The organism is Streptomyces sp. NPDC002680 (genome assembly GCF_042889145.1).
Classification (GTDB): Bacteria; Actinomycetota; Actinomycetes; order Streptomycetales; family Streptomycetaceae; genus Streptomyces; species Streptomyces adonidis.
The window spans coordinates 250,042-274,035 of record NZ_JBIAQP010000003.1; the positions used below are offsets into that span (position 1 = coordinate 250,042).

Here is a 23,994-nt window from a genome sequence, read left to right on the forward strand (position 1 = left end):
TTCAGGAACGCGGGCACCGGCCTCGGGACAGTTCTCGGGCGCCGGTGTCATGATCGTACGAAGCGTCGGTGTCCGAGGGGTGGAGCAAGGTACGAAGCAGGGGAGTCCAGGGCGGTCCCGTACGGGAAAGCCCCTCCGAATCGGGGCGAAAGCCGCGATGAACTGGGCTCCTTCGCCGATTCACCACCCCTGGGTCATCACATGGCGCGATCCGCATTCCTATGATGGGCCCACGACACCGCGGGCCGCTGCGACCAGGCAGTCCGATGCGGTGCAGATGCGGCGCGATGGTGGAGGGGTCGATGACTCAGGGGGCCGGTCAGGGACCCGAGGTGACGCGGACGGCGACGTTGCGCGACTTCCGGGTGCCCGCGTACGTCCATGAGACCGGTCCGTACGCCGACGGCACGGCCCCCGGCGACAGCGCCGCCGGGGCGGCCGGCACCGAGGTCCAGGAGACCGCGGAGGGCGCGCAGACCCTGGCGGACCTGGAGGAGCACCCCGACGGGTACACGCCGACCCAGCGCGACCTGCCCGTCATCAACCGCGGTGACACGCTTCAGGTGACCGTCGACCCAGCCGACCTGGCCGCCGACGGCCCTGGACCCCTGTTCGTCGTCGGGGACGTCCACGGCTACCTCGACGAACTGGTGGGCGCCCTCCAGGAACAGGGCCTGATCGACAGCGAGTGCAACTGGTCCGCGGGCACCGCCCGGCTCTGGTTCCTCGGCGACTTCACCGACCGCGGCCCGGACGGCATCGGCGTCATCGACCTGGTGATGCGGCTGTCCGCCGAGGCGGCCGCGGCCGGCGGCTACTGCAAGGCCCTCATGGGCAACCACGAGCTGCTGCTCCTCGGCGCGAAGCGGTTCGGCGACACCCCCGTCAACTCGGGCGCGGGCACGGCCACCTTCCAGGCGGCCTGGCTGCTCAACGGCGGCCAGAAGACCGACATGGACCGGCTGCAGGACCACCATCTCCAGTGGATGGCCCGCCTCGACGCGATCGAGGAGGTCGACGGCCATCTGCTCGTGCACTCGGACACCACCGCCTACCTCGACTACGGCGACTCGATCGAGGCGGTCAACGACACCGTCCGCGAGACGATCACGCGCAACGACGCGGACGAGGTGTGGGATCTGTTCCGCAAGTTCACCAAGCGCTTCTCCTTCCGCGACGAGGGCGGTGCCGAGGCCGTACGCTCCCTTCTCGATACGTACGGCGGCACCCGCATCGTTCACGGCCACAGCCCCATCCCCTATCTGGTGGGCGACGTCGGCACCGAGGACGACGGCGAGGACAACTCCGGTCCGAACATCGAACATCCGCACGTCTACGCCGACGGACTCGCCATCGCGATGGACGGCGGCGTGACCATGGCCGGAAAACTGCTGGTCCAGGAACTTCCGCTGGATCTCTGACGGATATCCGGGCGTTCTTGGGGCAGGCGTTCCCCGGCGGTGAACCGCATCGGGCGGGGGACAGTCACACGGCAATTTCTTCAAACCCCCTGTCACCGCGCGCCGTCGCCGCTCTACCATCGGCTTATCCGTAGCAGGCTCCCCTCCGTTTCTGCCCGACGGCTCGTCAGCATGCCGAGCCCCAAGCCCTACGGAGCATCGGGGGATGCACATGAACAGCGTTCCGCAGCACCTGCTGAACGAGGACCGCCAGGAATACGAGCGGATCCTCGATGAGGCGCTGCGCTCCGCCCCACACCGCCCGGAACTGGCCGCCGTCGGTCAGCGTCTGAACCCCGAACAACTGCGCACCATGGCACTCAACGCCACGGCACTCATCACGGTCGCCGCGGCGGCCGAATACCAGCACTACGTGAAGGTCCGCGACGAACTGCGCCACCCGGCGCCGTCCAACCCGTCGTCCGTCCGCGGATCCGGCTCCACCGAGCCGGGCGCCATGGGGTTCGCCACCGGCATGGGCGAGGTCGCCGCCGAGACCGCCGGGGCGGGCGCCGTCGCCGTCGTCGCGGTCCTGGCTCCCGTCCTCGCCGGCACGGCCGCAGCGATCTTCCTGCTCGTGGGCTACATCCTCAAGATGCTCGACCCCGAGCCGGCGTTCGCCAAGACCATGCTCACCACCGGATGGGTGTTCGGTGCGGTGACCGCGGCAGCGATCCTCGTCGCCGCGGTCGGCCTGCTGCTCACCGCCCTGCGCAACAGCCCGGACCAGGAGGAGGCCGGGGCGTACGGCGAACTGACCGGGGAGGTGGCGCAGGCCAGGGAGGCCTGGCGCGAGGCCCTGCTGGAGCGCGGCATCCTGCCGTTCCTCCGCGAGGCCCTCGCCGACCCCGGTACGACGGCCATGCACCGCAAACCGGCCCCGGAACCCACCACCGGCCGCATGCCGAACCTCGGCTACAACCGGCCCGGCTTCACCAGCCCCGAAGGTGGCCCGACGACGAGCCACCGCCCCAGCTTCTCGAGCCCGGACTTCACCAGCCCGGACTTCGGAGGCCCGGACCACCCGCCGGAGTGACCGACCGGTGGTCCGCACGCAGGACTCAGGTGGAGCGGGCGGCTGTCTCAGCCGCCTGACCACCTGGGCTTCCGCACAGCCCCTCTGTCGCTGTCAGTCCGCGATCGGCAGATAGACCCGGTTGCCCGCGGCCGCGAACTCCTTCGACTTCTGTGCCATGCCCTGCTCGATCTCGACCGGTGTGCTGCCGTGCTCCCGGCGGATGTCGTGGGAGATCTTCATCGAGCAGAACTTCGGCCCGCACATAGAGCAGAAGTGGGCTGTCTTGGCGGGTTCGGCCGGCAGGGTCTCGTCGTGGAACTCGCGTGCTGTGTCCGGGTCGAGGGCCAGGTTGAACTGGTCCTCCCACCGGAACTCGAAGCGGGCGTCGGAGAGCGCGTCATCCCATTCCTGCGCACCTGGGTGCCCCTTGGCGAGGTCGGCTGCGTGGGCGGCGATCTTGTAGGTGATGACGCCGGTCTTGACGTCGTCACGATTGGGCAGGCCCAAGTGCTCCTTGGGCGTGACATAGCAGAGCATGGCCGTGCCCCACCAGGCGATCATCGCGGCACCGATGCCGGAAGTGATGTGGTCGTACGCAGGCGCGACGTCCGTCGTCAGCGGGCCGAGCGTATAGAACGGAGCTTCATCACAGATCTCCTGCTGAAGGTCGATGTTCTCCTTGATCTTGTGCATCGGGACGTGTCCCGGGCCTTCGATCATCGTCTGTACATGGAAACGCTTCGCGATTGTGTTGAGTTCCCCGAGCGTCCGCAACTCCGCGAACTGTGCCTGGTCGTTGGCGTCCGCGATCGAGCCGGGCCGCAGGCCGTCGCCGAGCGAGTAGGTGACGTCGTACGCGGCGAGGATCTCGCACAGTTCTTCGAAGTTCGTGTACAGGAACGACTCCTTGTGGTGCGCCAGGCACCACGCCGCCATGATCGAACCACCGCGCGAGACGATGCCGGTCTTGCGGTTCGCGGTGAGCGGTACGTACGCCAGGCGGACGCCCGCGTGCACCGTCATGTAGTCGACGCCCTGCTCGGCCTGTTCGACGACCGTGTCCTTGTAGATCTCCCAGGTCAGCTCCTCGGCCCTGCCGTCCACCTTCTCCAGCGCCTGGTAGAGCGGCACGGTGCCGATGGGGACGGGGGAGTTGCGCAGCACCCATTCACGGGTGGTGTGGATATTGCGGCCGGTGGACAGGTCCATGACGGTGTCGGCGCCCCAGCGCGTCGCCCAGGTCATCTTCTCGACCTCCTCCTCGATGGAGGAGGTGACCGCGGAGTTGCCGATATTGGCGTTGACCTTCACCAGGAACCGCTTGCCGATGATCATCGGCTCGATCTCCGGGTGGTTGACGTTGGCGGGCAGTACGGCCCGCCCGGCGGCGATCTCCTCGCGGACGACCTCGGGGTCCACGTGCTCCCGGACGGCCACGAACTCCATCTCGGGCGTGATCTCCCCGCGGCGGGCGTACGCGAGTTGCGTCACCGCCTGTCCGGTCCGGCTCCGGCGCGGCTGCCGGGGCCGTCCCGGGAACACCGCGTCGAGGTTCCTGAGCCCGCCGCGCGGCGAGGTGTGCTTGATCCCGTCGTCCTCCGGACGGACGGGACGGCCCGCGTACTCCTCAGTGTCGCCACGGGCGATGATCCAGTTGTCGCGCAGCGGGGCCAGCCCCCTGCGGACGTCGGTGTCGACCAGCGGGTCGGTGTACGGGCCCGAGGTGTCGTACAGCGTGACCGACTTCCCATTGGTGAGGTGCACCTGACGGACCGGCACCCGCAGATCGGGGCGCGAGCCGCCGACATATCCCTTGTGCCAGCCGATGGACTTCCGGGCCTCCTGGGACGGTTCGCCCTGAAGGGGCTGTTCGTCCTGGCTGGAGGCAGGCGTGCGTGCGTCCTTGATGGTCATGAGACCTACTCCCTACGCCGGCATTACCCGGTAACAGGTTCAGCGGTCGACGCAGCGGATTCCGTCTGCCGATGTTTCATGTGAAACATCACTCGTTCCACATGTTCCACGTGAAACATCGCAAAGACGGAGGTCAGCGCCCTCTCAGCCCGGTGCTCCGAGCTCCCGCGTGTGCAAAGGTGCCTCCACGCTAGCGTCAATTTGGGCGAGGTGAACAGAGGGCCCCTGCCGTTCTTGCGATGATCGGGCGGTGACCACGACGCAAGGACCCCCGTACCCGCCCTCCGAGCCACCGCGCGGAAGCGGTGCCGGGCGCGCCTCCGGGCCGGGCAGCGGAAATGGCGACGACACCGGCCCGCAGCGCAGGTTCCGGCTGGGCGACGGCCCCGGCGGCTCCGGTGGTGCGCCCGGAACCAGAGCCGGAACGGGCGGCGGCACCGGCGGAGCGACCGGACCGAGTAGCGGTCCCGGATACGGGCCCAGTCAGCGGATCGATCGCGGCTATGGGCCCGGATCGGGGGCGGGTCAAGGCAGCCGTACGGGCCCGGGCGGCCAAGGCCCAGGTCCCGGGTACGGAGCCGAAGGGCCCGGGACCGGTCAGTTCGGCCCCCTTCCCATGTCCGGTGGCGGGCGAGGTCCTGGCCCCGGGGCAGGCGGTGGGCACGATCACGGCGCAGACCATGGGCACGGGCATGGCCCCGGTGACGGCCACAGTGGCGGACCTGGCGGCAACTCCGGTGGTGGCCATGGCCCTGGACGAGGTGCTGGGCACGGAGCCGGACCGGGTGGCGAGCACGAGGGCGGGCACGGACCCGGGTCCGACGACTCCCACGGGCCCGACGACAATCACGGTTCGTCGCACGGCCACAGTCACAGCCATGGCCCGGCCGCCCCTGTCTCCATCCATCTGCGGAAGATCATCGGCGCGATCCTGATCCCCTTCGCCGCGGCGGTCGTGGTCGGGCTCGCGGTGCTGTGGCCCGGGGGCGCTCCGGCGCACGAGCGCACCGGCGTCGGATTCGACCGGCAGACCCAGGAGGCGACGGTCACCAAGGTCGTCGCGGTGGACTGCAAGTCCGTCAACGCCTCGGGGGACACCCCGACCGGCGACACATCCACCGCCGAGGGCTCCTCCGCCCAGCAGCAGGCGACCGGTGACTGCAAGAGGGCGACGATCCGGGTCGACACCGGTGACGACAAGGGCCGTACGTTCACGGAGATCGTCCAGCCGGACCAGTCACGGCAGTTGCACCAGGGCGAGAAGGTCGTGGTCGCCTACGAGCCCTCCGCGCCGAGGGACCTTCAGTACTCGGTCACCGATGTGAACCGCAGGCTCCCCATGGCCCTGCTGGCCGGCATCTTCGCGCTCGCCGTCGTGGTCGTCGGCCGTATGCGCGGTGTGATGGCGCTGGTCGCACTGGCGGTCAGCTTCATGGTGCTGACCTTCTTCATCCTGCCGGCGATCCTCCAGGGCTCGAATCCGCTGGTCGTGGCGGTCATCGGCGCCAGTGCCATCATGCTGATCGCGCTCTACATGTGCCACGGCCTCTCGGCCCGTACGTCCGTGGCGGTGCTCGGCACCCTGATCTCACTGGTGCTGATCGGCGTCCTCGGCTCGGGGTTCATCGACTGGGCCGCGCTCACCGGCAACACAGACGACAACACGGGCCTGATCCATGGCCTGTATCCGTCCATCGACATGAGCGGCCTACTGCTCGCGGGCGTCATCATCGGTTCGCTCGGTGTCCTCGACGATGTGACGGTGACGCAGACATCGGCGGTCTGGGAGCTCCACGCGGCCAATCCGACAATGGGGTGGCGTGGGCTGTATCGCGCAGGCATCCGCATCGGCCGCGACCACATCGCGTCCGTCGTCAACACCCTCGTACTCGCCTACGCGGGCGCCGCGCTGCCGCTGCTGCTGCTCTTCTCGATCGCGCAGAGCAGCGTCGGGACGGTCGCCAACAGCGAACTCGTCGCGGAGGAGATCGTACGGACCCTGGTGGGCTCGATCGGCCTGGTCGCGTCCGTGCCGGTGACCACGCTCCTGGCGGCCCTGATGGTCTCCGCCGACCGCCCGGGCACGGCACCTCTGGCCGCGGGAGCGACAGCGGGGGCCGGGCCCGCGACTCCGGCGGGAGCAGGCACGGGAGCGGGAGCAGGGGCGGCGGCCCAGTCGGCCCCGGCCCGCGCGGGGAAGGGCCGTCGCCGCAAGCACTGAGCGAGGCGCGACTGGGCACGCTTCTCCTCCGGCCGAGGAGGAGAAGCGTTACGTCACCGCCGGGAACTCCGCCGCCGATCCGTTCAGCCGGCGCTCTGTTCCTCCGCCAGGATGCGGACCAGCGCCTCGTCGAGGTGGGCGTCGAAGTCGGCGAGGGAACGCTCCTGCCCCAGCGGCACCAGCTTGTCCGTGCGGTCGAGGAACGCCACCAGCGGCGCCGCCCCGGAGCGGAACAGCGCCTGGTCGCCGCCGACCTGAAGCCGGATCAGCACCTCGCCCAGGACATCCGCGTCGGCGGGCGAGATCCGCACATCTCCGTCCCCGCACGGCCGACCCACGCCGTCGATCAGCAGCTCGCGCCCGAAGGCCCAGGTCACAGGGGCGTCGCCAGGCAAATGGAAGGTCAGCCGGACGGCATAGGGATCACAGGTCTCGTAGCGCAGCTCCACCGGAATGCGGAAGGAGAGCTCCTCCGAGACAAGAAAGCTCATCATGACTTCTGCCTGCACCGACTCGCGCATCGCCTACCCCGTCACTTGCCGTGAACTGGCCTGGAATCATCGCTCTGATACTGCTCGCATCTTGCTGAAAGTACACGGTGAATCACAAGGAGTGAGTTTTCAGATACTGATAGAGATCGCAAGGGACCCGAGCAGTCTTCCGACCTCTGTTTGCAGCTGTTGCGCCGCGATTAGCAGTCGATCGGCCTGGCTGGAAGGTAGAGAAATGGCCAAAGTGGCGGCCGTGGATCCGATGGTGATCGGAATCGCCGCACAGACCGTCCCCAGCGCGTACTCCTGCCGCTCCACGACCAGTTCCATCCGCCGCATCCGGTCGAGGCGGCGCAGCAGCGCGTGACTGTCGCGGACCGTGTAGGGGGTGACCGCCTGCACGGGGTGACGTTCGAGATGGTCGCGGCGGTCCTGTTCGTCCAACTGCGAGAGCAGGCACTGTCCGACGGCGTGCGCGTGCCCGGTTTCGCGGAAGTCCGCCCACTCCTCGACCGCCGGGTTGGCGGGGGTGTCCGAGACGCACATGACCTCGACCTCGCCGTCGCGGTACACCGCGTAGTACACGGGTACGCCGATCGCGTCCCGCCAGTGCGCGAGTGCGTCCACCACCGTGCTGCGCCGCTTCTGCCGTGCACCGCTGCTGCCCAGCTGCTCGGCCGCCTCGCCGAGGAAGAACAGCCCTTTCTCGCGCCGCAGATAGCCTTCGAAGACGAGCGTCCGCAGCAGGTGGTAGGCGGTCGGGAGGGCGAGGCCGGTCTCGCGGGCCAGTTGTTTGGCGGGAGCGCCGTGCTCGTGCGTGGCGACGGACTCCAGCAGTCGCATCGCCCGCTGTACGGAGCCGATGAGGGTCGCCGTGGGGTGCGGTTCGGCGGGCGGCACGAGGACGGGGACAGATGCCGGTACGAGCGCGGCCACGGGTGCCGGCGCGGGTCTCTCGGTGGGCCGGACGCGTGTCCCCGGGGAGGGCGCGGCCCGCTGCTCGGGTCGGCGCTGTACGGGTGGAGCCTGTGGTTCCGCGGGTGCGGTGTCGACCATGACGAGGGTCACTCTCGAAGGCGAGGGGGCTGCCCGTGCGGAGAGACACGGAAGGAGGGGATGCGCCGTCCGCGGGGGCCGTCCCCGCGTCGGGTTCCGGACTCTAACCGCCTGTCGCCGCGCGCAGACGGCCCGTACGGGAAACTTCCCCCGCCCGAGGGAACCGGCGAATCCTGTTACCGGCGCCCGCGTTGTCCCGCTCCCGTACGCCGATCACCCCTCGCCGGTCACCAGTCGCTGCGTGAGGACGAACTCGACATGAACTTCCGTACGACGTAGATGAGTCCGCCGACCAGGGCGACGAAGACCAGCGCCTTGAAGAGCAGGCCGATGACGAAGCCGACGACGGTCGCTATCAGACCGCCGAACACGACGAGGGCGATGACCGGCACCGCGACCCACTTCACCCACCACGGCATTCCCGCGAAGATCTCTCGCATCGCCCTTTTCCTTACTGTTCCGCCCGTCGCATCCGCCGGGGCCTGTGCCCTTCGCTCGTGCCGGGACATTCGATGTTCCGCCTTCGATGCTAGGGGCGGAGGGGGCCGGGCGGGGGCCTCGCATCCCTTGTCCTCCCCTGATCGAACCCCTAGGGAACCCTGAGGCCGCAGGTCACCTCTCGGGCGGAGAGAAGATCACCATGACCCGCAGATCCTCGCTGATGTGGTGGAACTTGTGGGCCACCCCGGCCGGCACGTACACGACGCTGCCGCGTGCCACCTGGGTCGTCTCCATGCCGACGGTGATCGCGGCGCGCCCGCTCACCACGAAGTACACCTCGTCCTGGCTGTGCGGCTGCTGCGGGTCCTGCTCGCCCGCGTCCAGTGCGTACAGGCCGACCGACATGTTCCGTTCGTGCAGGAACTGCAGGTAGGCGCCGTCGTTGGCGGCACGTTCCGCCTCCAGTTCATCCAACCGGAATGCCTTCATCGCCCTCGCCCACGCTCGTAACCGATCTCGTCTGCCACGATCAGACACATGAAGAATTTCGTAGTCAAGACGATCGCCAACGCGGGTGCTCTCGGCGTGGCCGTGTGGGTGCTGGACAAGATCACCCTGACCGGTGACAGCACGGGCAAGAAGATCGGCACACTGATTGTCGTCGCTCTCCTGTTCGGCCTGGTGAACTTCCTGGTCAAGCCGATCCTCCAGGTGCTCACCTTCCCGCTGTTCATCCTCACGCTCGGCCTGATCACCCTGGTGGTCAACGCCCTGATGCTGCTGCTCACCTCATGGCTGGCCGACAAGTTCGACCTGAGCTTCCACGTGGACGGCTTCTGGACGGCAGTCCTGGGCGGCCTGATCATCTCGATCGTCTCCTGGGCGCTGCACATCGTCCTGCCCGACAATGACTGAGGACTCCCGATGACCTACCGCGTCTGCTTCGTCTGCACCGGCAACATATGCCGCTCCCCGATGGCGGAGTCGGTCTTCCGCGCGCGCGTGGAGGAGGCCGGGCTGGCAGGCCTGGTCGAGGTCGACAGTGCCGGCACGGGCGGCTGGCACGAGGGCGACGGCGCGGACCCGCGTACGGTCTCCGTGCTGGCGGCGGCGGGCTACGAAGGCGACCATGCGGCCCGTCAGTTCCGGGCCGCGTGGTTCGCCCGCCTCGACCTCGTCATCGCCCTCGACGCAGGCCACCTGAAGGCGCTGCGCCGCCTCGCACCCACTCCTGAGGACGCGGAGAAGGTGCGGCTGCTGCGCTCGTACGATCCGGCCGCGGGCACCGATCTCGACGTACCGGACCCGTACTACGGGAGTGTCGACGGCTTCGAGGAGTGCCTTGAGATGGTGGAGGCGGCGAGCGAGGGCCTGCTCGCCGCGGTACAGGCGGAAGTGGAGGGACGGGCGGCATGAGCGATCCGGCTGCGGACAAGGATTCGGGCGTACGCGCGAACCCGGGTTTGGGTGACGGCACGCGCGCGGTGCGGGCGGGGCTGCCCGAGCCGGTCAAGTACGAACCGGCCCTCCCCGGTCCGGTGTTCGCGGCCCACTACCACCTGCCGGGTGCCCCCACCGGCCCCTATACCTACGGCCGCGACGAGAACCCGACCTGGACGCTGCTGGAGCGCGCCATCGGCGAGCTGGAGGCTCCGGGGCGGGACGGCGTCGAGACACTCGTCTTCGCCTCCGGCATGGCCGCCGTGTCGGCGGTGCTCTTCTCCCAGCTGCGCACCGGGGAGACCGTCGTCCTGCCCGACGACGGCTACCAGGCTCTGCCCCTGGTACGGGCCCAACTGGAGGCGTACGGCATCGAGGTGCGCACCGCTCCGACGGGTGGCGACGCCCAGCTAGACGTTCTCGACGGCGCGCGCCTGCTGTGGATCGAGACCCCGTCGAACCCCGGACTCGACGTGTGCGACGTCCGACGGCTCGCCGAGGCGGCACACGCGCGTGGCTGTCTCGTGGCCGTCGACAACACCCTGGCGACACCGCTCGGCCAGCGCCCGCTGGAACTCGGTGCCGACTTCTCCGTGGCCAGCGGAACCAAGCAGCTCACCGGGCACGGCGACGTGCTGCTCGGTTACGTCACCGGGGCGGACGCCTCCGCGATGGCCTCCGTACGGCGGTGGCGCAAGATCGTCGGGGCGATTCCCGGGCCCATGGAGGCCTGGCTCGCGCACCGGTCGATCGCCACGCTCCCCTTGCGGGTCGACCGGCAGGACGCGACCGCGCTGGCTCTCGCCGAGGCCCTGCGCGGGCGGCCCGAGGTGACCGGGCTGCGCTATCCGGGGCTGCCGGAGGATCCCTCGTACAAGATCGCTTCGCGGCAGATGCGGCGCTATGGGTGTGTGGTTTCCTTCGTGCTGCCCACGCGCGCGCGTGCCGACCGTTTTCTCGACGCGCTGCAGCTCGTGGACGACGCGACGAGCTTCGGTGGTGTGCGGTCCACGGCCGAGCGGCGCGGCCGGTGGGGCGGGGACGCCGTGCCCGAGGGCTTCGTGCGCTTCTCGGTCGGCGCCGAGGACCCGGAGGACCTGGTGGCGGATGTGCTGCGAGCGCTGGAGGAGTCGGCCGAGTGACCACTCGGCGCGGGGCGGAGAGGCGCTCAGCTACCCGCGACGGCGGTCCGAGCCTCCCCCCTCGTGGCTCGGACCGCCGCGGTTCCGCGCGCGAAGAACCGCGCAAGCAAGGCTAGTTGACTCTGTGTCAGTGTCCAATCACTGTAGCGACAGAGACCTATCGACTTATTTATAGTTGGGCGCGGCCGGGGGGCCGGGAGAAGGGCAGAGAAGCGGAGAAGGGGAGGGCGCGGCATGGACCTGGCCTTGCTGCGCACCTTCGTGACCGTCCACCGTGCCGGCTCCTTCACCCGTGCCGCCGCTCTGCTCGGCCTCTCGCAGCCTGCCGTCACCTCGCAGATCCGCACCCTGGAGCGACAGCTGGGGCGCCCTCTGTTCCTGCGTCAGGCCCGTGGAGTGACCCCCACGACCATCGGCGACGAGCTCGCGCACAAGGCCGCGCCGCATCTCGACGCGCTCGTGGAGATCACCGAGACCGGTCTCGACGAGGACTCCTCCGTACGGACACTGCATCTGGCGGGACCACCGGAGTTCACCGCCGAGCGCGCGCTTCCCGCGCTCACCGAACTGACCGGGGACGACGGCCAGGGCTTCGCGCTGCGTGTCTCGTTCGGCAATGCCGAGGAAACCCTGGAGGGACTGTCCGCCGGACATCACGATCTGGCCATCAGTACGGCCCGTCCGCGTGGCTCCCTGCTCACAGCGACTGCGCTCTGCGACGAGGAACACGTCCTGGTCGCCGCGCCGCGCTGGGCCGGCCACTTCGGCCCCGGGAAACTGCGCCGCAAGGGGGCGTCCGTCCTGGAGAACCTCCCTGTGGTGGAGGTCCACGAGTCACTGCCCTTCATCGCCCGCTACTGGGCCTCCGTCTTCGACTCCCGCCCGGCGGCCTCGGGCACCGTCATCGTGCCCGACCTGCGCGCGGTGCTCACGTGCGCCGCTGCGGGCGCAGGGCTCGCGGTACTGCCCCGCTATCTGTGCGCGCCCGCGCTGGAGCGCGGCGAGGTGGTTGCCCTGCTCGATCCGGCGGTGCCCCCACTGCGGACGTACTTCCTGGTGGTCCGCACCGGCACACTGGCGATGCCCCATATCGCGCGGGCGCACGAGTGGCTCCAGCGTGCGGCCGCCGACTGGGCCTGAGCCTCCATGAATCCCGGTGATCCTTCTGCGGACCTCTGCGATGTTTCACGTGAAACAGGCATTTCACCCGTGCGGACCCAGCGCATTTTGCGCGGCCGAGAACGCTTCATGGGGAGCCGATATGTTTCACGTGGAACCAGCCGGGCCACATTTCTCCCATGACCGTCCGACCCGTGGTCAAGCGCACCGCACGCGCCATCCTGCTCGATGGCAATGACCTGATCCTCATCAAGCGGACCAAGCCGGGGGTCGATCCCTACTGGCTCACTCCGGGCGGCGGGGTCGAACCGGACGACACGACCGTCGTCGACGCCCTGCACCGTGAAGTGCACGAGGAACTGGGCGCCAAGGTCACCGACGTGGTGCCCTGCTTCGTGGACACCGTCGAGCACATCGGCGCGGACGGCGGTGCCACGGGTGTGAAGGTGCAGCACTTCTTCGTCTGTCGGCTGGAGTCCATGGACCCCGCGCTGCGCCATGGCCCTGAAATCGACGAGCCCTGCGGCGAGTACGAGATCGTTCGTATCCCCTTCACCCGGGTCGGCATCGCCTCCGTCCACCTCGTGCCGCTGTCGCTGCGCCACTATCTGGACGGGAACATCGAGGGTGTACGAGCGATGCACGCGCCCGACCTGGGCTGACATCGCTCAGGCGGGTCAGTTCCCGGTGACGACCAGTTCCTCCACCGCGTCGTGGCGGATCCGCTCCGCGGGGAAACCTGCGCGACGCAGCGCGTCCACACCGCTGCGGATCATCCCGGGCGGGCCCGACAGATAGGCGTCGTACTCGTACCAGGGCCCGTACTCCCGTACGGCGTCGGGGAGCTGGAAATGCGACTGCTCGTCGATGACCGCACGTACGGCCAGCCAGGGGTGGTTCTGCTGGAGGCGCAGCATGGTGTCGATGTCGTACAGGTCGACATCCGTACGGGCGCCGTAGAACACCTCGACCCGCCGCCGGTCACCGTGTTCGGCGACGTCCTCGACCAGTGCCTTGATGGGCGCGATGCCAGTGCCCCCGCCCAGACAGAGCAGGCCGCTGTTGGTGGTGTGGTCGACGGTCATCGTGCCGGCGGGCGGGCCGAGCCGGACGATGTCTCCGGGCCGGGCCCGGTGCACCAGCGCGTTGGAGACCCAGCCCGCGGGCACCGCCTTCACGTGGAACGACAGCAAGCCGTCGGAGCGGGGCGCCGAGGCGAAGGAGTAGTGCCGCCAGATGCGGGGCCACCAGGGCGTCTCCAGGCTCGTGTACTGCCCGGCGAGGAACGGGTACGGCTGGTCGGGCCGGACGGTGAGGACAGCTATGTCCGGGGTCCTGAGTTCGTGCGAGACCACCTCCCCGTACCACCAGGCAGGAGCGCGCAGTTCGTCGACGGCCGCCGCGTCGATCATCACCTGCGACATCGTCGTGTACGCCCGTACCCAGGCCGCCTCGGTCTCCGGGTTCCAGATCTCGGCGGCGTACCGGCTCAGCGAGCCGATGAGGCACTCACCGACGGCCGGGTAGTGCTCGGGCCGGGTGCCGTACTTGCGGTGGCCCCGGCCGAGGTTCTGCAGATACGCGACGAGGACCTCGGTGTTGTCGATGTGCTCGGCGGCGGTGAGCAGCGCCTTGAGCAGCCGGTCCCGCTGGGTGTCCATCGCTGCCGGGAACAGTGAGCGCAGTTCGGGATGACGGACGAAGAGGAGCGCGTAGAAGTACGAGGTTGTCTTGTCGGCGACAGGACCGACCACGGACATGGTCCGCCGGATGAGCACCGCGTCCGAGGAGGCCTCCCGGAGGGGCTCGGAAGCGGCGGCCACGGGAACCGGCTCCAGTCGGGGACGGGCGGGTCCTGCGGGGGGAGCGGCCTCGGGTGCGGGGGCCGGCGTATCGGAAGCTGGGGGTACTGATGCGGGGGGTACTGATGCCTGGGGCCGTGGGGCGAAGGGCGGGGGCATCGGGGCTTCGGTGGCCGGAGGCACCGGAGCGAAGGGCGCGGGAAGCGGTGACGCGGGAGCAAGGGGCAGGGGAGGCAGGGGTGCGGGAGTCGGAGGGACCCGCGGAGGCTGGGGGGTCGACGGCGCGGGTATTCGTTCCTGCTCGGGCACGGGCTCTGCCACGGCCGGACGGGCGCCGTCGTCCGGCGAGGGGCTCGGGGAGGCGCCCGTACCGGGCCTGCCCACGGGACGCAGCGCGGCCAGCCGACTGCCTTCCGTCGCCTCCTGCTCGCCGCCCGGGGGTGCCTCCGGCTGCTTGCGCGGCTTGAACCAGCCGCCCCCGCCGCTGCCGCCGGAAGTGCCGTTGTCGGCGGACGTGGTGGTCGGAGCGTCCATGGTCTGCCTCGCCTCGAACATCTTTCGGTCGGTCTGCGCACTTCCTCGGTCGGAATGTGCCCGCGTTCCCCCGCTGACGGCTTGCTTTTCCCTGTTCGGCCTCTGTCCAATGCGGCCACATTCAACCCGGATTACCGTCCCGTACGGACAAGTAAGGCCAGAGTGTGACAATCACCGCAGTCCTCTCACCGCAGCGTCCCACCATGGACGAACGCCTCCACCGCGTAACCGGAAATGCGAGTCTTCGATCTCTCCGTCCCGTTAGGCTGTATTGCCCTGCTCTTGCCGCGTGTGCGGGATACGCGCCCCGACGCGGACATGAACCGGAGTCGACCATACCGGCCGTTGCCGCGCACACAAGTCCCGCCCTTCTTCACCGTGAAAGAGCATGGGGCGAACCATGAATTCCCTCAATTACCGGGCGCCGCACACCAATTCATAGGCATCCCACAAATCCCGCCCCGCGTAGGCGTGAGTCGCCAGGCCCGCCAGATGACGGTCCGCGTTCACCGCGACAGAGACCGGCACCGCCCCGAAGAGTTCCGTGTCGGAGAGCGAATCGCCGTACGCGACGCAGTCGGCCCGGGTCAGCCCGAACTGCCCGCAGAGCCGGTCCGCGATCTCCACCTTGGCCGCCGGAGTCAGGATGCCGCTGGGATCCAGGGGCTCCGTGAAAGGCACCGCGGGGAAACGTGAGCCGTGCGCCGCGTGCGCGCCCCACCCCGTCAGCCGTTCGACGAAGAACGAGGGCGACAGGGAGACGACCGCGCAGTACTCCCCTCGGTCCCTGATCTCGGCCCAGGTCTCCCTGATCCGCAGGAGCCACGGCGCTCCCACGAAGGCCGCGTCGACATGCGCCTCGGTCAGCTCCGCCCAGAGAAGACGCACACGGCGGGCGTACTCCGCGGGCTCGACGCGCCGCATCACGAAGTCCCGCTCCAACTCGGCTATTTCGCGGTCCAGTCCCAGTTGCCGGGATATCTCCACTGGGGCAGCCGAGCCATACAACAGCGTTCCATCGAGGTCGAAGAGATGCAGTCGCGTCATGTGTACCGAGGCTAGAGCCTGTCGCCCGATGACCGATGCTCAGCGTTTCACGTGAAACATCTGTCCACGCGCTGTACGGACAGGCACGACATGGCCAAAAGAACGTGCGTCCGACCGCAAACAGGTGGACGTCAGGGGCGCCGGTCGGACAGCCTGACCTGCGTGCCGACTCCTTCCCCCGCTGATCTGCCCATCCGCCGTCTGACGCACCGCGATCTCACCGCCTGCGCCGACCTGTCCGAGAACCGGGGCTGGCCCCGCGAAGAGCACAAGTGGGGCCTCCTCCTCACAGCCGGGAAGGGCTACGGCATCGACGACCCCGGCGGCGGGCTGGTCGCCGCATGTGTCGTCACCGAGTACGGGCCGTACGGAAACCCCGACTTGGGCGCCATCGGCATGGTGCTGGTCGCCGAGCGGCACACCCGTCAGGGCATCGGACGGCGGCTGATGCAGTACGTCATCGCCGCGATGGGCACCACTCCGCTGACGCTGCACGCGACCCCGTACGGCCGTCCTCTCTATGAGGAACTCGGCTTCAAGGTCACCGGCAAGGCCGAGATGGTGCGCGGGCGATTCACACCGCACGGGCCGGAGTCGGAGGTCGGCACACGCGCGGCCACGGCCGAGGATCTCGCCAGGATCATCCGGCTGGACGAGGAGGTGTTCGGTACCGACCGCACGCACATCATCACCCGGCTCCCCGCCTTCGCCGACCAGCTGCGCGTCGCCGAGGAGAACGGCCGGATCATCGGCTACTCGGCGGCCTGGCCCACCACGGACACCCAGGTCGTCGGCCCGCTGATCGCCCGCGACACGGAGACGGCGAAGGCACTCCTCGCCTCACTCGCCGCCCGCACCGACCGCCCGCTGCGAACGGACATCGACGTACGGCACGAGGAACTGCTGACGTGGGTGAAGGAGCGCGGACTGGCTCCCCTGAGCTTCAACGCCGTGATGACGTACGGGATCTCGGAACTGCCGGGCGACTGGACACGACGGTTCGCGCCACTGACGGTCGCTGCGGGCTGAGGTCGCGGCGAGACGGGAATCTGCCCGCATAGGCTGCGGCCATGGGAGATCTTGAGATGCGGCCCGTGACGACGCAGGACATTCCCGCGGTCGTCGGCATGCTCGCCGACGACCCGCTGGGCGCCGAGCGCGAATCGCCGGACGACCTGACCCCGTACTACACCGCGCTGAACCGTCTCGCCGCAGACCCGAACCAGCACCTGGTCGTCGCGGTCCGCGAGGGTCAGGTGGTCGGCACGCTGCAGCTCACGATCGTGCCCGGACTGTCCCGCAAGGGCGCGACCCGGTCGATCATCGAGGGTGTGCGTGTCCACGCCGCCGAACGCGGCAGCGGCCTGGGCACGCAGCTCATCGAGTGGGCGATCGACACGTCACGCCGCGAGAACTGCCAGTTGGTGCAGCTGACGTCGGACGTCACTCGTGCAGAAGCCCATCGCTTCTACGAGCGGCTCGGTTTCACGGCTTCGCACGTGGGCTTCAAACTCCAGCTCTGACCGGGAAAGCGTCATGTTTCACGTGAAACATGACGCTTTCCCGTGTCCGACGCCTAACTGATCCCGCGCCACCCCTCCGGATCCACCCCACCCGGCACAGAAGCCCCTTCCTCGTACGGCTGACGCACGAAGACGAACGACCCGAGGTCCAGGTGGTCCACGGTCTCGTTCGGCCGCCGTACGGCCCGCAGAAGCTCTCCGGCGAAATAGCCGTCGAGGCCCGTCCAGGTGCCGTCGCCGTTCGCCCTGAAGCGCGAGCGGCGGCCGATGCCGGTCAAGGGTCCCAGTGAGACGCCTCCGTCGGCCGACAGCCGCAGGGCATACGGGGCGGTCCCCCAGTACCACTGGCCAGTCAACTCCAGTACGGAGCTGTCGACTTCGGGCAACGGTCGCCACGGCTCGGGAATCCGCGGCTCAGCCTCCGCGACGATCCTCACGAGGTCGGCGGCGACCGCGGACACCAGCGGACCGGAGGTGCAGTTGGCCAGGACGACAGCCGCGAGGTCGTCCGCCACGCAGATGGTGAGGCTCGCCAGAAAGCCGGGCAGCGATCCGCCGTGTCCCACCAGCATCCGGCCGTCCCGGTACTGGACCTGCATACCGAGGCCGTACGCCGAACCTGCGGCCACGTCCGCCGCCTCGGGCGGAGCGGCCGGCGTACGCATCTCCGCAACGGACGCGGCGCTCAGCACCCGGTCGTCTCCCTCGGCGAGGAAGACGGCGAAGCGCGCCAAGTCCCCTGCGGTGGACCAGAGCTGACCGGCCGGTGCCATCCGCCCGAGGTCCTCGATCGGCTCCGGCAGCAGTACATCGGCCCAGGGATGCACCGCCCACCCGCCCGCGTGCGGTGCCTGCGGCTGCCCGCTGGTCCGCTCCAGCCCCAGGGGTTCGAGCACCTCACGCCGCAACACGTCCTCCCACGGAGCACCGCGCAACTCCTCGACCAGCGCGCCGAGCAGGCTGTATCCGGGGTTCGAGTAGTGGTGACGCCGACCCACGGGATGCAGCAACGGCCGCTCCCCGAGGACGTCTGCCAGTTCGGGCCGCAGGGATCCGGGCGTCCGCTCCCACCAGGGAGGGGGCGACTCGGCCGCCAACCCACCGGTGTGCGCGAGGAGTTCGGCGATGGTGGCCTCCCCCGCACCGGTACCCGGCAGATGCTTCTCCAGCGGGTCGACGAGATCGAGCAGCCCCTCGTCGCGCAGCCGCATCACCAGTACGGCGGTGAAGGTCTTGGTGATCGAACCGATCCGGTACTGCACGTCGGCGTCGGGCACCTCACCGTCCACCGAACTCCGCGCCCCCGTCCACACCGTCTCCCCGCCCCGCACGAGCGCCGCGACCAGCGACGGCGCCCGCCCCTCGCTCTGGGCAACAGCGATCCGGTGCAGCAACGCCCGTCGCGTACCGGGAAGAAGTTCGTCCTGAGGTGTTGTCATGGGGCAAGTCCATCGGCCGGGCCGCGTCGCGTCGAGCGCATTTCCCCTCTGTCGCGGACCCGGTCCTACGTCTGGGCCATGTCCACGAACCGTGAATAGTGGCCCTGGAAGGCGACCGTAATCGTCGCCGTCGGGCCGTTTCGGTGCTTGCCGACGATGATGTCCGCCTCGCCCGCGCGCGGTGACTCCTTCTCGTACGCGTCCTCGCGGTGCAGCAGGATCACCATGTCCGCGTCCTGCTCGATCGAGCCGGACTCACGCAGGTCGGAGACCATGGGCTTCTTGTCCGTGCGCTGCTCGGGGCCACGGTTCAGCTGCGAGAGCGCGATCACCGGCAGCTCCAGCTCCTTGGCCAGGAGCTTCAGGTTTCGCGACATGTCGGAGACCTCCTGCTGGCGGCTCTCGGAACGCTTGCCGCCGGACTGCATCAGCTGGAGGTAGTCGATGACCACGAGCTTCAGATCGGCGCGCTGCTTGAGGCGGCGGCACTTGGCGCGGATCTCCATCATCGACAGGTTCGGGGAGTCGTCGATGTACAGCGGCGCGGCCGAGACGTCCGGCATCCGGCGGGCGAGCCGGGTCCAGTCGTCGTCGGTCAACGTGCCGGAGCGCATGTGGTGAAGGGCCACGCGTGCCTCGGCGGACAGCAGACGCATGGCGATCTCGTTGCGGCCCATTTCGAGGGAGAAGATCACGCTCGGCATGTTGTGCTTGATCGAACAGGCACGGGCGAAGTCCAGCGCCAGCGTCGACTTACCCATGGCGGGGCGAGCCGCGATGATGATCATCTGTCCGGGGTGGAGACCGTTGGTGAGCTGGTCGAGGTCGGTGAAGCCGGTGGGCACACCGGTCATCTCCCCCGAACGCGAGCCGATCGCCTCGATCTCGTCGAGCGCGCCCTCCATGATGTCGCCGAGCGGCAGATAGTCCTCGGTGGTGCGCTGCTCGGTGACCGCGTAGATCTCGGCCTGGGCGCTGTTGACGATCTCGTCGACGTCCCCGTCGGCCGCGTATCCCATCTGGGTGATGCGGGTTCCGGCCTCGACCAGACGCCGCAGGACCGCGCGTTCGTGGACGATCTCCGCGTAGTACTCGGCGTTGGCCGCTGTCGGCACCGTCTGCACCAACGCGTGCAGATAGGGTGCGCCGCCGACCTTGGTGATCTCGCCGCGTCTGGTGAGTTCGGCCGCGACCGTGATGGGGTCGGCCGGCTCGCCCTTCGCGTAGAGGTCGAGGATCGCCCCGTAGACGATCTCGTGCGCGGGCCGGTAGAAGTCATGGCCCTTGAGGACCTCGACGACGTCGGCGATCGCGTCCTTGGACAGGAGCATGCCGCCGAGGACGGACTGTTCGGCGTCGAGATCCTGCGGCGGTACCCGCTCGAAGGACGTGCCCTCGCTCTCCCACGCACCGTTCTCGCGGCCGCGGTCGTGCTGTTCGTCGCGGCCCCGGCCCCCTTCGCGGCGCTGCCGGGAGGCGGGCAGACGATCACTGGGACCGCTGTCGGCCCACGGGTCGTCCAAGGGCTCGGAAATACTCACCGAGCCACCTCCTCCCGTCCGCCGAGCGGACCTCGCCGTGCCTCTCTGTTCTACGGCACGGCACTGACAAATAAGAGGCCCAACTCCGGTTCCGGCGCGTCGGTTTTGTGACGTTTCCGAGGCCAAGGGAAGGGAGCGGGCGCCGCACCACCGTAGGCCCGTCGGCACCGTCAGCCAATCTGGTTATCCACAGGCCATGTGGACGACGGCCCGGATGCTGTGGAGAACTTGCCAAAACCTGTGCACGACCCGGTGGACAGCCCTGTGAACAAGCTTTCGCGACTTCCAAAAAACCCCTTCTGACCAGCACGTTTCCCATCCACCGGCTGTGCAGAAGAAAAAGTTTCCTCATTGGGCCAAGATCTCCGCGAACGGCGCGTGGCAGCGCACACCTCAGGAGGAGAGGTAATAGTCACAACCGCATTGCATCTCTTACCTGTGGAAGATTAGATTGGTGGTCATGACACAGGCTCCAACTGCACCCAGGGCGACCCGGCGCCGGCACGACCGAGAGATCGTCGCACTGGCCGTCCCCGCCTTCGGCGCACTCGTCGCCGAGCCTCTCTTCGTCATCGCCGACAGCGCGATCATCGGCCACCTCGGCACAGCTCAACTGGCCGGACTCGGCATCGCCTCCGCCCTTCTCACCACAGCCGTCAGCGTCTTCGTCTTCCTCGCATACGCCACCACGGCCGCCGTCGCCCGACGCGTCGGCGCGGGCGATCTCCAGGCCGCCATCCGCCAGGGTGTGGACGGCATCTGGCTCGCCCTGCTGCTCGGAGCCGCCGTCATCGCCGTCGTCCTGCCCTCGGCACCCGCACTCGTGGGCCTCTTCGGCGCCTCGGACACCGCGGCCCCGTACGCGGTCACCTATCTGCGGATCTCGGCGCTCGGCATCCCGGCCATGCTCGTCGTCCTCGCCTCGACCGGAGTTCTGCGCGGCCTCCAGGACACCAGAACCCCGCTGTACGTGGCCGTCGCGGGCTTCGTCGCCAACGCCGTCCTCAACGCAGGCCTCGTCTACGGCGCGGACCTCGGCATCGCCGGCTCCGCGTGGGGAACCGTCATCGCGCAGTGGGGTATGGCGGCGGCCTATCTCACGGTCGTCGTCCGCGGCGCCCGTCGGCACGGCGCCTCACTGCGCCCCGACACCAAGGGGATACGGGCCTCCGCCCAGGCGGGCGCCCCTCTCCTTGTCCGCACGCTCTCCCTGCGGGCGATCCTGATGATCGCCACAGCCGTCGCCGCGCGGCTCGGGGACGCGGACGTCGCCGCGCACCAGATCATTCTGTCCTTGTGGAGCCTGCTCGCCTTCGCGCTCGATGCGATCGCCATCGCAGGGCAGGCCATCATCGGGCGTTACCTCGGCGCGAACGACACCCAGGGTGCCCGTGAAGCCTCCCGACGCATGGTCGAGTGGGGAATCGCCACGGGAGTCGCGCTCGGTTTGTTGGTGATCGTCAGCCGTCCGCTGTTCCTGCCGCTGTTCACCAGTGACTCCGTGGTCAAGGAAGCCGCGTTGCCTGCCCTGCTCGTGGTCGCGTTGGCACAACCGATCTGCGGGATCGTCTACGTCCTCGACGGCGTACTGATGGGCGCGGGTGACGGTCCTTATCTGGCCCGGGCGATGGTGGTCACGCTCGCCGTCTTCACACCGGTGGCCCTGCTCGTGCCGACTCTCGGTGGCAGCCTCACCGCGCTCTGGGGAGCGATGACGCTCATGATGGCTGTCCGCATGCTGACCCTGTGGCTGCGAGCCCGATCGGGCCGATGGATGGTCACGGGCGCGACCCGCTGAGACCGCCTCGGCTCCCTGTTTCACGTGAAACATCGACCGGATTCCTGCTGTTTCACGTGAAACATCGGGTGCGCCCAGCGCAAGCAGAAGGGCCGCACCCCGGAGGGTACGGCCCCACAACTGCTCAGTGAGCGCTGGGCTCAGGCAGCAACGACCTCGATGTTGACCTTGGCGGCAACCTCGGGGTGCAGGCGCACGGACGTCTCGTGGGCGCCGAGCGTCTTGATCGGGGAGCCCAGCTCGATGCGGCGCTTGTCGACCTCGGGGCCACCGGAAGCCTTGATCGCCGTGGCGATGTCGGCCGGGGTGACGGAACCGAAGAGACGACCGGCGTCGCCGGAGCGGACGGCCAGACGGACCTTGACGCCTTCGAGGCGGGCCTTGATGTCGTTGGCCTGCTCGATGGTCTGGATCTCGTGGATCTTGCGAGCGCGACGAATCTGCTCGACGTCCTTCTCGCCGCCCTTGGTCCAGCGGATCGCGAAGTTCCGCGGGATCAGGTAGTTGCGAGCGTAGCCGTCCTTGACGTCGACGACGTCGCCCGCGGCACCGAGGCCGGAGACCTCGTGGGTGAGGATGATCTTCATTAGTCGGTCACCCTTCCCTTATCGCGCGGTGGACGTGTAGGGCAGCAGCGCCATCTCACGGCTGTTCTTGACGGCCGTGGCGACGTCACGCTGGTGCTGCGTGCAGTTGCCGGTCACGCGGCGGGCACGGATCTTGCCGCGGTCGGAAATGAACTTCCGCAGCATGTTCGTGTCCTTGTAGTCCACGTACTGGACCTTGTCCTTGCAGAAAGCGCAGACCTTCTTCTTAGGCTTGCGCACAGGCGGCTTCGCCATGGTGTTTCTCCTGTGTGATCAAGAAGTGTGGGTACGACCCGCCCTCGGCCCGAAGGCCTAGAAGGGGGGCTCGTCCGAGTAGCCGCCGCCACCGCCGCCACCGCCGCCACCGCTGGCGCCGCCGGAGTTTCCACCCCAGCCGCCACCGCCGCCGCCCTGGTTGCCACCGGCGGGAGCGCCGGTCGCCCAGGGGTCGTCGGCCGGAGCGCCGCCGCCCTGCGGAGTGCCGCCGGAGTTTCCACCCCAGCCGCCGCCCTGCTGGCCGCCACCGCCACCGCCGCCGTAACCGCCCTGGCCACCGCGGCCGGCACCGCCGGCGGTCTTGGTGACCTTGGCCGTGGCACTGCGCAGGCTGGCGCCGACTTCCTCGACGTCCAGCTCGTAGACCGTGCGCTTGACGCCCTCACGGTCCTCGTAGGACCGCTGCTTCAGCCGGCCCTGCACGATGACGCGCATGCCTCGCTGGAGCGACTCCGCGACGTTCTCCGCCGCCTGACGCCAGACCGAGCAGGTCAGGAACAGGCTCTCGCCGTCCTTCCACTCGTTCGTCTGACGGTCGAACGTGCGGGGCGTGGACGCGACACGGAACTTCGCGACCGCCGCACCGGAGGGGGTGAAGCGCAGCTCGGGGTCGTCGACAAGATTGCCGACGACCGTGATGACGGTCTCGCCTGCCATAGGGGAACCTCTCGGCGGGTTTGCTGCTGGCTGCTTTTGGTGCTGCTACTCGAAATCCCGGGATCAGCTGAGCGGGAGGCTCAGTGGGTCTCGGGGCGGAGGACCTTGGTCCGGAGGACCGACTCGTTCAGGTTCATCTGGCGGTCGAGCTCCTTGACGATCGCGGGCTCAGCCTGCAGATCGATGACCGAGTAGATGCCCTCGGGCTTCTTCTTGATCTCGTACGAGAGACGACGACGGCCCCAGGTGTCGACCTTCTCCACCTTTCCGTTGCCCTCACGGACGACGGAGAGGAAGTTCTCGATCAGAGGGGCGACAGCGCGCTCCTCCAGCTCGGGGTCGAGGATGACCATCACTTCGTAGTGACGCATGTGGAACCCACCTCCTTTGGACTCAGCGGCCACGGTCGTTCCGTGGCAGGAGGGTTGTTGATGCGTACGCAACGGTATCCGCGGCCACTGACAATCGGAGTTCCCGGAAGGAATTCC

24 protein-coding genes and 1 riboswitch are annotated in these 23,994 nt (G+C 68.7%); of the genes, 11 read left to right on the forward strand and 13 right to left on the reverse strand.

Translation table 11 applies throughout. The annotated features are described in order from the left end of the window. Positions 1 to 302 precede the first annotated feature (302 nt). Both ACFYXF_RS10800 and ACFYXF_RS10805 read left to right on the forward strand, forming a co-directional pair. Positions 303 to 1,421 (forward strand): metallophosphoesterase, encoded by a 1,119-nt coding sequence (locus tag ACFYXF_RS10800; protein WP_389349203.1) that lies wholly within the window; start codon positions 303 to 305, stop codon positions 1,419 to 1,421. A gap of 205 nt (positions 1,422 to 1,626) precedes the next feature. Further along, positions 1,627 to 2,496, forward strand: a complete 870-nt coding sequence (locus tag ACFYXF_RS10805; RefSeq protein WP_389349204.1) for a hypothetical protein — start codon at positions 1,627 to 1,629, stop codon at positions 2,494 to 2,496. Between the two features lie 93 nt (positions 2,497 to 2,589). On the opposite strand, the gene thiC is transcribed toward ACFYXF_RS10805, so the two are convergent. Beyond that, the gene (gene thiC, locus ACFYXF_RS10810; protein ID WP_389349205.1) at positions 2,590 to 4,392 is read right to left on the reverse strand and encodes a phosphomethylpyrimidine synthase ThiC; all 1,803 of its coding nucleotides are present in this window, start codon (positions 4,390 to 4,392) and stop codon (positions 2,590 to 2,592) included. Continuing rightward, positions 4,385 to 4,571, reverse strand: a riboswitch (TPP riboswitch). Its footprint overlaps the gene before it by 8 nt. Positions 4,572 to 5,008: 437 nt before the next feature. Here thiC and ACFYXF_RS10815 point away from each other — a divergent pair. Next, positions 5,009 to 6,613 (forward strand): YibE/F family protein, encoded by a 1,605-nt coding sequence (locus tag ACFYXF_RS10815; protein ID WP_389349206.1) that lies wholly within the window; start codon positions 5,009 to 5,011, stop codon positions 6,611 to 6,613. Between the two features lie 83 nt (positions 6,614 to 6,696). Here ACFYXF_RS10815 and ACFYXF_RS10820 read toward each other — a convergent pair whose 3' ends face one another. The 4 genes from ACFYXF_RS10820 to ACFYXF_RS10835 form a co-directional block, all read right to left on the reverse strand. Beyond that, positions 6,697 to 7,134, reverse strand: coding sequence for an SsgA family sporulation/cell division regulator (locus tag ACFYXF_RS10820; RefSeq protein ID WP_235476861.1), 438 nt, complete (start codon positions 7,132 to 7,134; stop codon positions 6,697 to 6,699). 99 nt (positions 7,135 to 7,233) lie between these two features. Next, positions 7,234 to 8,172, reverse strand: coding sequence for an IclR family transcriptional regulator C-terminal domain-containing protein (locus ACFYXF_RS10825; protein ID WP_389349207.1), 939 nt, complete (start codon positions 8,170 to 8,172; stop codon positions 7,234 to 7,236). Positions 8,173 to 8,387: 215 nt separating this feature from the next. Beyond that, positions 8,388 to 8,600: a DUF5326 family protein gene (locus ACFYXF_RS10830; protein ID WP_006373816.1), complete on the reverse strand. Its 213-nt coding sequence runs from the start codon at positions 8,598 to 8,600 to the stop codon at positions 8,388 to 8,390. Positions 8,601 to 8,772: 172 nt separating this feature from the next. Then, positions 8,773 to 9,090, reverse strand: a complete 318-nt coding sequence (locus tag ACFYXF_RS10835) for a cupin domain-containing protein (protein WP_389349208.1) — start codon at positions 9,088 to 9,090, stop codon at positions 8,773 to 8,775. A gap of 48 nt (positions 9,091 to 9,138) precedes the next feature. Between ACFYXF_RS10835 and ACFYXF_RS10840 the strand changes: the two genes are divergently transcribed. From ACFYXF_RS10840 to ACFYXF_RS10860, 5 genes are all read left to right on the forward strand, one after another. Further along, a complete protein-coding gene (locus tag ACFYXF_RS10840; RefSeq protein ID WP_389349209.1) occupies positions 9,139 to 9,516 on the forward strand; it encodes a phage holin family protein in 378 nt (125 codons plus the stop codon). Positions 9,517 to 9,525: 9 nt separating this feature from the next. Continuing rightward, complete coding sequence (locus ACFYXF_RS10845; protein WP_389349210.1) at positions 9,526 to 10,017, forward strand: low molecular weight protein-tyrosine-phosphatase; 492 nt, start codon at positions 9,526 to 9,528, stop codon at positions 10,015 to 10,017. Next, positions 10,014 to 11,183 carry a cystathionine gamma-lyase gene (locus ACFYXF_RS10850; RefSeq protein WP_389349211.1) on the forward strand — a complete coding sequence of 390 codons (1,170 nt, stop codon included), beginning with the start codon at positions 10,014 to 10,016 and terminating at the stop codon, positions 11,181 to 11,183. Before ACFYXF_RS10845 ends, ACFYXF_RS10850 begins: the two co-directional genes overlap by 4 nt. Positions 11,184 to 11,417: 234 nt before the next feature. Next, positions 11,418 to 12,323, forward strand: a complete 906-nt coding sequence (locus ACFYXF_RS10855; RefSeq protein WP_389349212.1) for a LysR family transcriptional regulator — start codon at positions 11,418 to 11,420, stop codon at positions 12,321 to 12,323. 158 nt (positions 12,324 to 12,481) lie between these two features. After that, positions 12,482 to 12,964 (forward strand): NUDIX domain-containing protein, encoded by a 483-nt coding sequence (locus ACFYXF_RS10860; RefSeq protein WP_389349213.1) that lies wholly within the window; start codon positions 12,482 to 12,484, stop codon positions 12,962 to 12,964. Positions 12,965 to 12,979: 15 nt separating this feature from the next. Here ACFYXF_RS10860 and ACFYXF_RS10865 read toward each other — a convergent pair whose 3' ends face one another. Together ACFYXF_RS10865 and ACFYXF_RS10870 are read right to left on the reverse strand one after the other, a co-directional pair. Then, complete coding sequence (locus ACFYXF_RS10865; RefSeq protein ID WP_389349214.1) at positions 12,980 to 14,638, reverse strand: globin domain-containing protein; 1,659 nt, start codon at positions 14,636 to 14,638, stop codon at positions 12,980 to 12,982. 414 nt (positions 14,639 to 15,052) lie between these two features. Further along, the gene (locus ACFYXF_RS10870) at positions 15,053 to 15,685 is read right to left on the reverse strand and encodes an HAD family hydrolase (RefSeq protein ID WP_389349215.1); all 633 of its coding nucleotides are present in this window, start codon (positions 15,683 to 15,685) and stop codon (positions 15,053 to 15,055) included. Positions 15,686 to 15,847: 162 nt separating this feature from the next. Between ACFYXF_RS10870 and ACFYXF_RS10875 the strand changes: the two genes are divergently transcribed. Both ACFYXF_RS10875 and ACFYXF_RS10880 read left to right on the forward strand, forming a co-directional pair. Further along, positions 15,848 to 16,714: a GNAT family N-acetyltransferase gene (locus ACFYXF_RS10875; protein WP_389349216.1), complete on the forward strand. Its 867-nt coding sequence runs from the start codon at positions 15,848 to 15,850 to the stop codon at positions 16,712 to 16,714. A gap of 41 nt (positions 16,715 to 16,755) precedes the next feature. Then, complete coding sequence (locus ACFYXF_RS10880) at positions 16,756 to 17,208, forward strand: GNAT family N-acetyltransferase (RefSeq protein WP_389349217.1); 453 nt, start codon at positions 16,756 to 16,758, stop codon at positions 17,206 to 17,208. A gap of 53 nt (positions 17,209 to 17,261) precedes the next feature. On the opposite strand, the gene ACFYXF_RS10885 is transcribed toward ACFYXF_RS10880, so the two are convergent. Together ACFYXF_RS10885 and dnaB are read right to left on the reverse strand one after the other, a co-directional pair. Next, positions 17,262 to 18,647, reverse strand: coding sequence for a serine hydrolase domain-containing protein (locus ACFYXF_RS10885; RefSeq protein ID WP_389349218.1), 1,386 nt, complete (start codon positions 18,645 to 18,647; stop codon positions 17,262 to 17,264). Between the two features lie 65 nt (positions 18,648 to 18,712). Further along, a complete protein-coding gene (gene dnaB / locus ACFYXF_RS10890; RefSeq protein ID WP_389349219.1) occupies positions 18,713 to 20,188 on the reverse strand; it encodes a replicative DNA helicase in 1,476 nt (491 codons plus the stop codon). A 460-nt stretch (positions 20,189 to 20,648) separates the two neighbouring features. Between dnaB and ACFYXF_RS10895 the strand changes: the two genes are divergently transcribed. Next, the gene (locus ACFYXF_RS10895; RefSeq protein ID WP_389349220.1) at positions 20,649 to 21,986 is read left to right on the forward strand and encodes an MATE family efflux transporter; all 1,338 of its coding nucleotides are present in this window, start codon (positions 20,649 to 20,651) and stop codon (positions 21,984 to 21,986) included. Positions 21,987 to 22,126: 140 nt separating this feature from the next. On the opposite strand, the gene rplI is transcribed toward ACFYXF_RS10895, so the two are convergent. The 4 genes from rplI to rpsF form a co-directional block, all read right to left on the reverse strand. Further along, on the reverse strand, positions 22,127 to 22,573 hold the full coding sequence (gene rplI, locus ACFYXF_RS10900; protein WP_006381650.1) for a 50S ribosomal protein L9: 447 nt from the start codon (positions 22,571 to 22,573) through the stop codon (positions 22,127 to 22,129). Positions 22,574 to 22,591: 18 nt separating this feature from the next. After that, positions 22,592 to 22,828 carry a 30S ribosomal protein S18 gene (rpsR, locus tag ACFYXF_RS10905; protein WP_006381652.1) on the reverse strand — a complete coding sequence of 79 codons (237 nt, stop codon included), beginning with the start codon at positions 22,826 to 22,828 and terminating at the stop codon, positions 22,592 to 22,594. 57 nt (positions 22,829 to 22,885) lie between these two features. Continuing rightward, positions 22,886 to 23,506, reverse strand: coding sequence for a single-stranded DNA-binding protein (locus ACFYXF_RS10910; protein ID WP_389349221.1), 621 nt, complete (start codon positions 23,504 to 23,506; stop codon positions 22,886 to 22,888). 80 nt (positions 23,507 to 23,586) lie between these two features. Further along, a complete protein-coding gene (gene rpsF / locus ACFYXF_RS10915) occupies positions 23,587 to 23,877 on the reverse strand; it encodes a 30S ribosomal protein S6 (RefSeq protein WP_006381649.1) in 291 nt (96 codons plus the stop codon). Positions 23,878 to 23,994: the final 117 nt, after the last annotated feature.

What these genes read in the sequence shown, in the direction of transcription:
- ACFYXF_RS10805 (WP_389349204.1), top strand. Translation starts at nt 1,627, where the DNA reads ATGCACATGAACAGCGTTCCGCAGCACCTGCTGAACGAGGACCGCCAG.
- ACFYXF_RS10880 (WP_389349217.1), top strand. Translation starts at nt 16,756, where the DNA reads ATGGGAGATCTTGAGATGCGGCCCGTGACGACGCAGGACATTCCCGCG.
- ACFYXF_RS10835 (WP_389349208.1), bottom strand. Translation starts at nt 9,090, where the DNA reads ATGAAGGCATTCCGGTTGGATGAACTGGAGGCGGAACGTGCCGCCAAC.
- ACFYXF_RS10815 (WP_389349206.1), top strand. Translation starts at nt 5,009, where the DNA reads ATGTCCGGTGGCGGGCGAGGTCCTGGCCCCGGGGCAGGCGGTGGGCAC.
- ACFYXF_RS10870 (WP_389349215.1), bottom strand. Translation starts at nt 15,685, where the DNA reads ATGACGCGACTGCATCTCTTCGACCTCGATGGAACGCTGTTGTATGGC.
- rpsR (WP_006381652.1), bottom strand. Translation starts at nt 22,828, where the DNA reads ATGGCGAAGCCGCCTGTGCGCAAGCCTAAGAAGAAGGTCTGCGCTTTC.
- ACFYXF_RS10820 (WP_235476861.1), bottom strand. Translation starts at nt 7,134, where the DNA reads ATGCGCGAGTCGGTGCAGGCAGAAGTCATGATGAGCTTTCTTGTCTCG.
- ACFYXF_RS10895 (WP_389349220.1), top strand. Translation starts at nt 20,649, where the DNA reads ATGACACAGGCTCCAACTGCACCCAGGGCGACCCGGCGCCGGCACGAC.
- ACFYXF_RS10855 (WP_389349212.1), top strand. Translation starts at nt 11,418, where the DNA reads ATGGACCTGGCCTTGCTGCGCACCTTCGTGACCGTCCACCGTGCCGGC.
- ACFYXF_RS10845 (WP_389349210.1), top strand. Translation starts at nt 9,526, where the DNA reads ATGACCTACCGCGTCTGCTTCGTCTGCACCGGCAACATATGCCGCTCC.
- ACFYXF_RS10800 (WP_389349203.1), top strand. Translation starts at nt 303, where the DNA reads ATGACTCAGGGGGCCGGTCAGGGACCCGAGGTGACGCGGACGGCGACG.
- ACFYXF_RS10850 (WP_389349211.1), top strand. Translation starts at nt 10,014, where the DNA reads ATGAGCGATCCGGCTGCGGACAAGGATTCGGGCGTACGCGCGAACCCG.
- ACFYXF_RS10885 (WP_389349218.1), bottom strand. Translation starts at nt 18,647, where the DNA reads ATGACAACACCTCAGGACGAACTTCTTCCCGGTACGCGACGGGCGTTG.
- rplI (WP_006381650.1), bottom strand. Translation starts at nt 22,573, where the DNA reads ATGAAGATCATCCTCACCCACGAGGTCTCCGGCCTCGGTGCCGCGGGC.
- rpsF (WP_006381649.1), bottom strand. Translation starts at nt 23,877, where the DNA reads ATGCGTCACTACGAAGTGATGGTCATCCTCGACCCCGAGCTGGAGGAG.
- ACFYXF_RS10910 (WP_389349221.1), bottom strand. Translation starts at nt 23,506, where the DNA reads ATGGCAGGCGAGACCGTCATCACGGTCGTCGGCAATCTTGTCGACGAC.
- ACFYXF_RS10830 (WP_006373816.1), bottom strand. Translation starts at nt 8,600, where the DNA reads ATGCGAGAGATCTTCGCGGGAATGCCGTGGTGGGTGAAGTGGGTCGCG.
- ACFYXF_RS10860 (WP_389349213.1), top strand. Translation starts at nt 12,482, where the DNA reads ATGACCGTCCGACCCGTGGTCAAGCGCACCGCACGCGCCATCCTGCTC.
- ACFYXF_RS10840 (WP_389349209.1), top strand. Translation starts at nt 9,139, where the DNA reads ATGAAGAATTTCGTAGTCAAGACGATCGCCAACGCGGGTGCTCTCGGC.
- thiC (WP_389349205.1), bottom strand. Translation starts at nt 4,392, where the DNA reads ATGACCATCAAGGACGCACGCACGCCTGCCTCCAGCCAGGACGAACAG.
- ACFYXF_RS10865 (WP_389349214.1), bottom strand. Translation starts at nt 14,638, where the DNA reads ATGGACGCTCCGACCACCACGTCCGCCGACAACGGCACTTCCGGCGGC.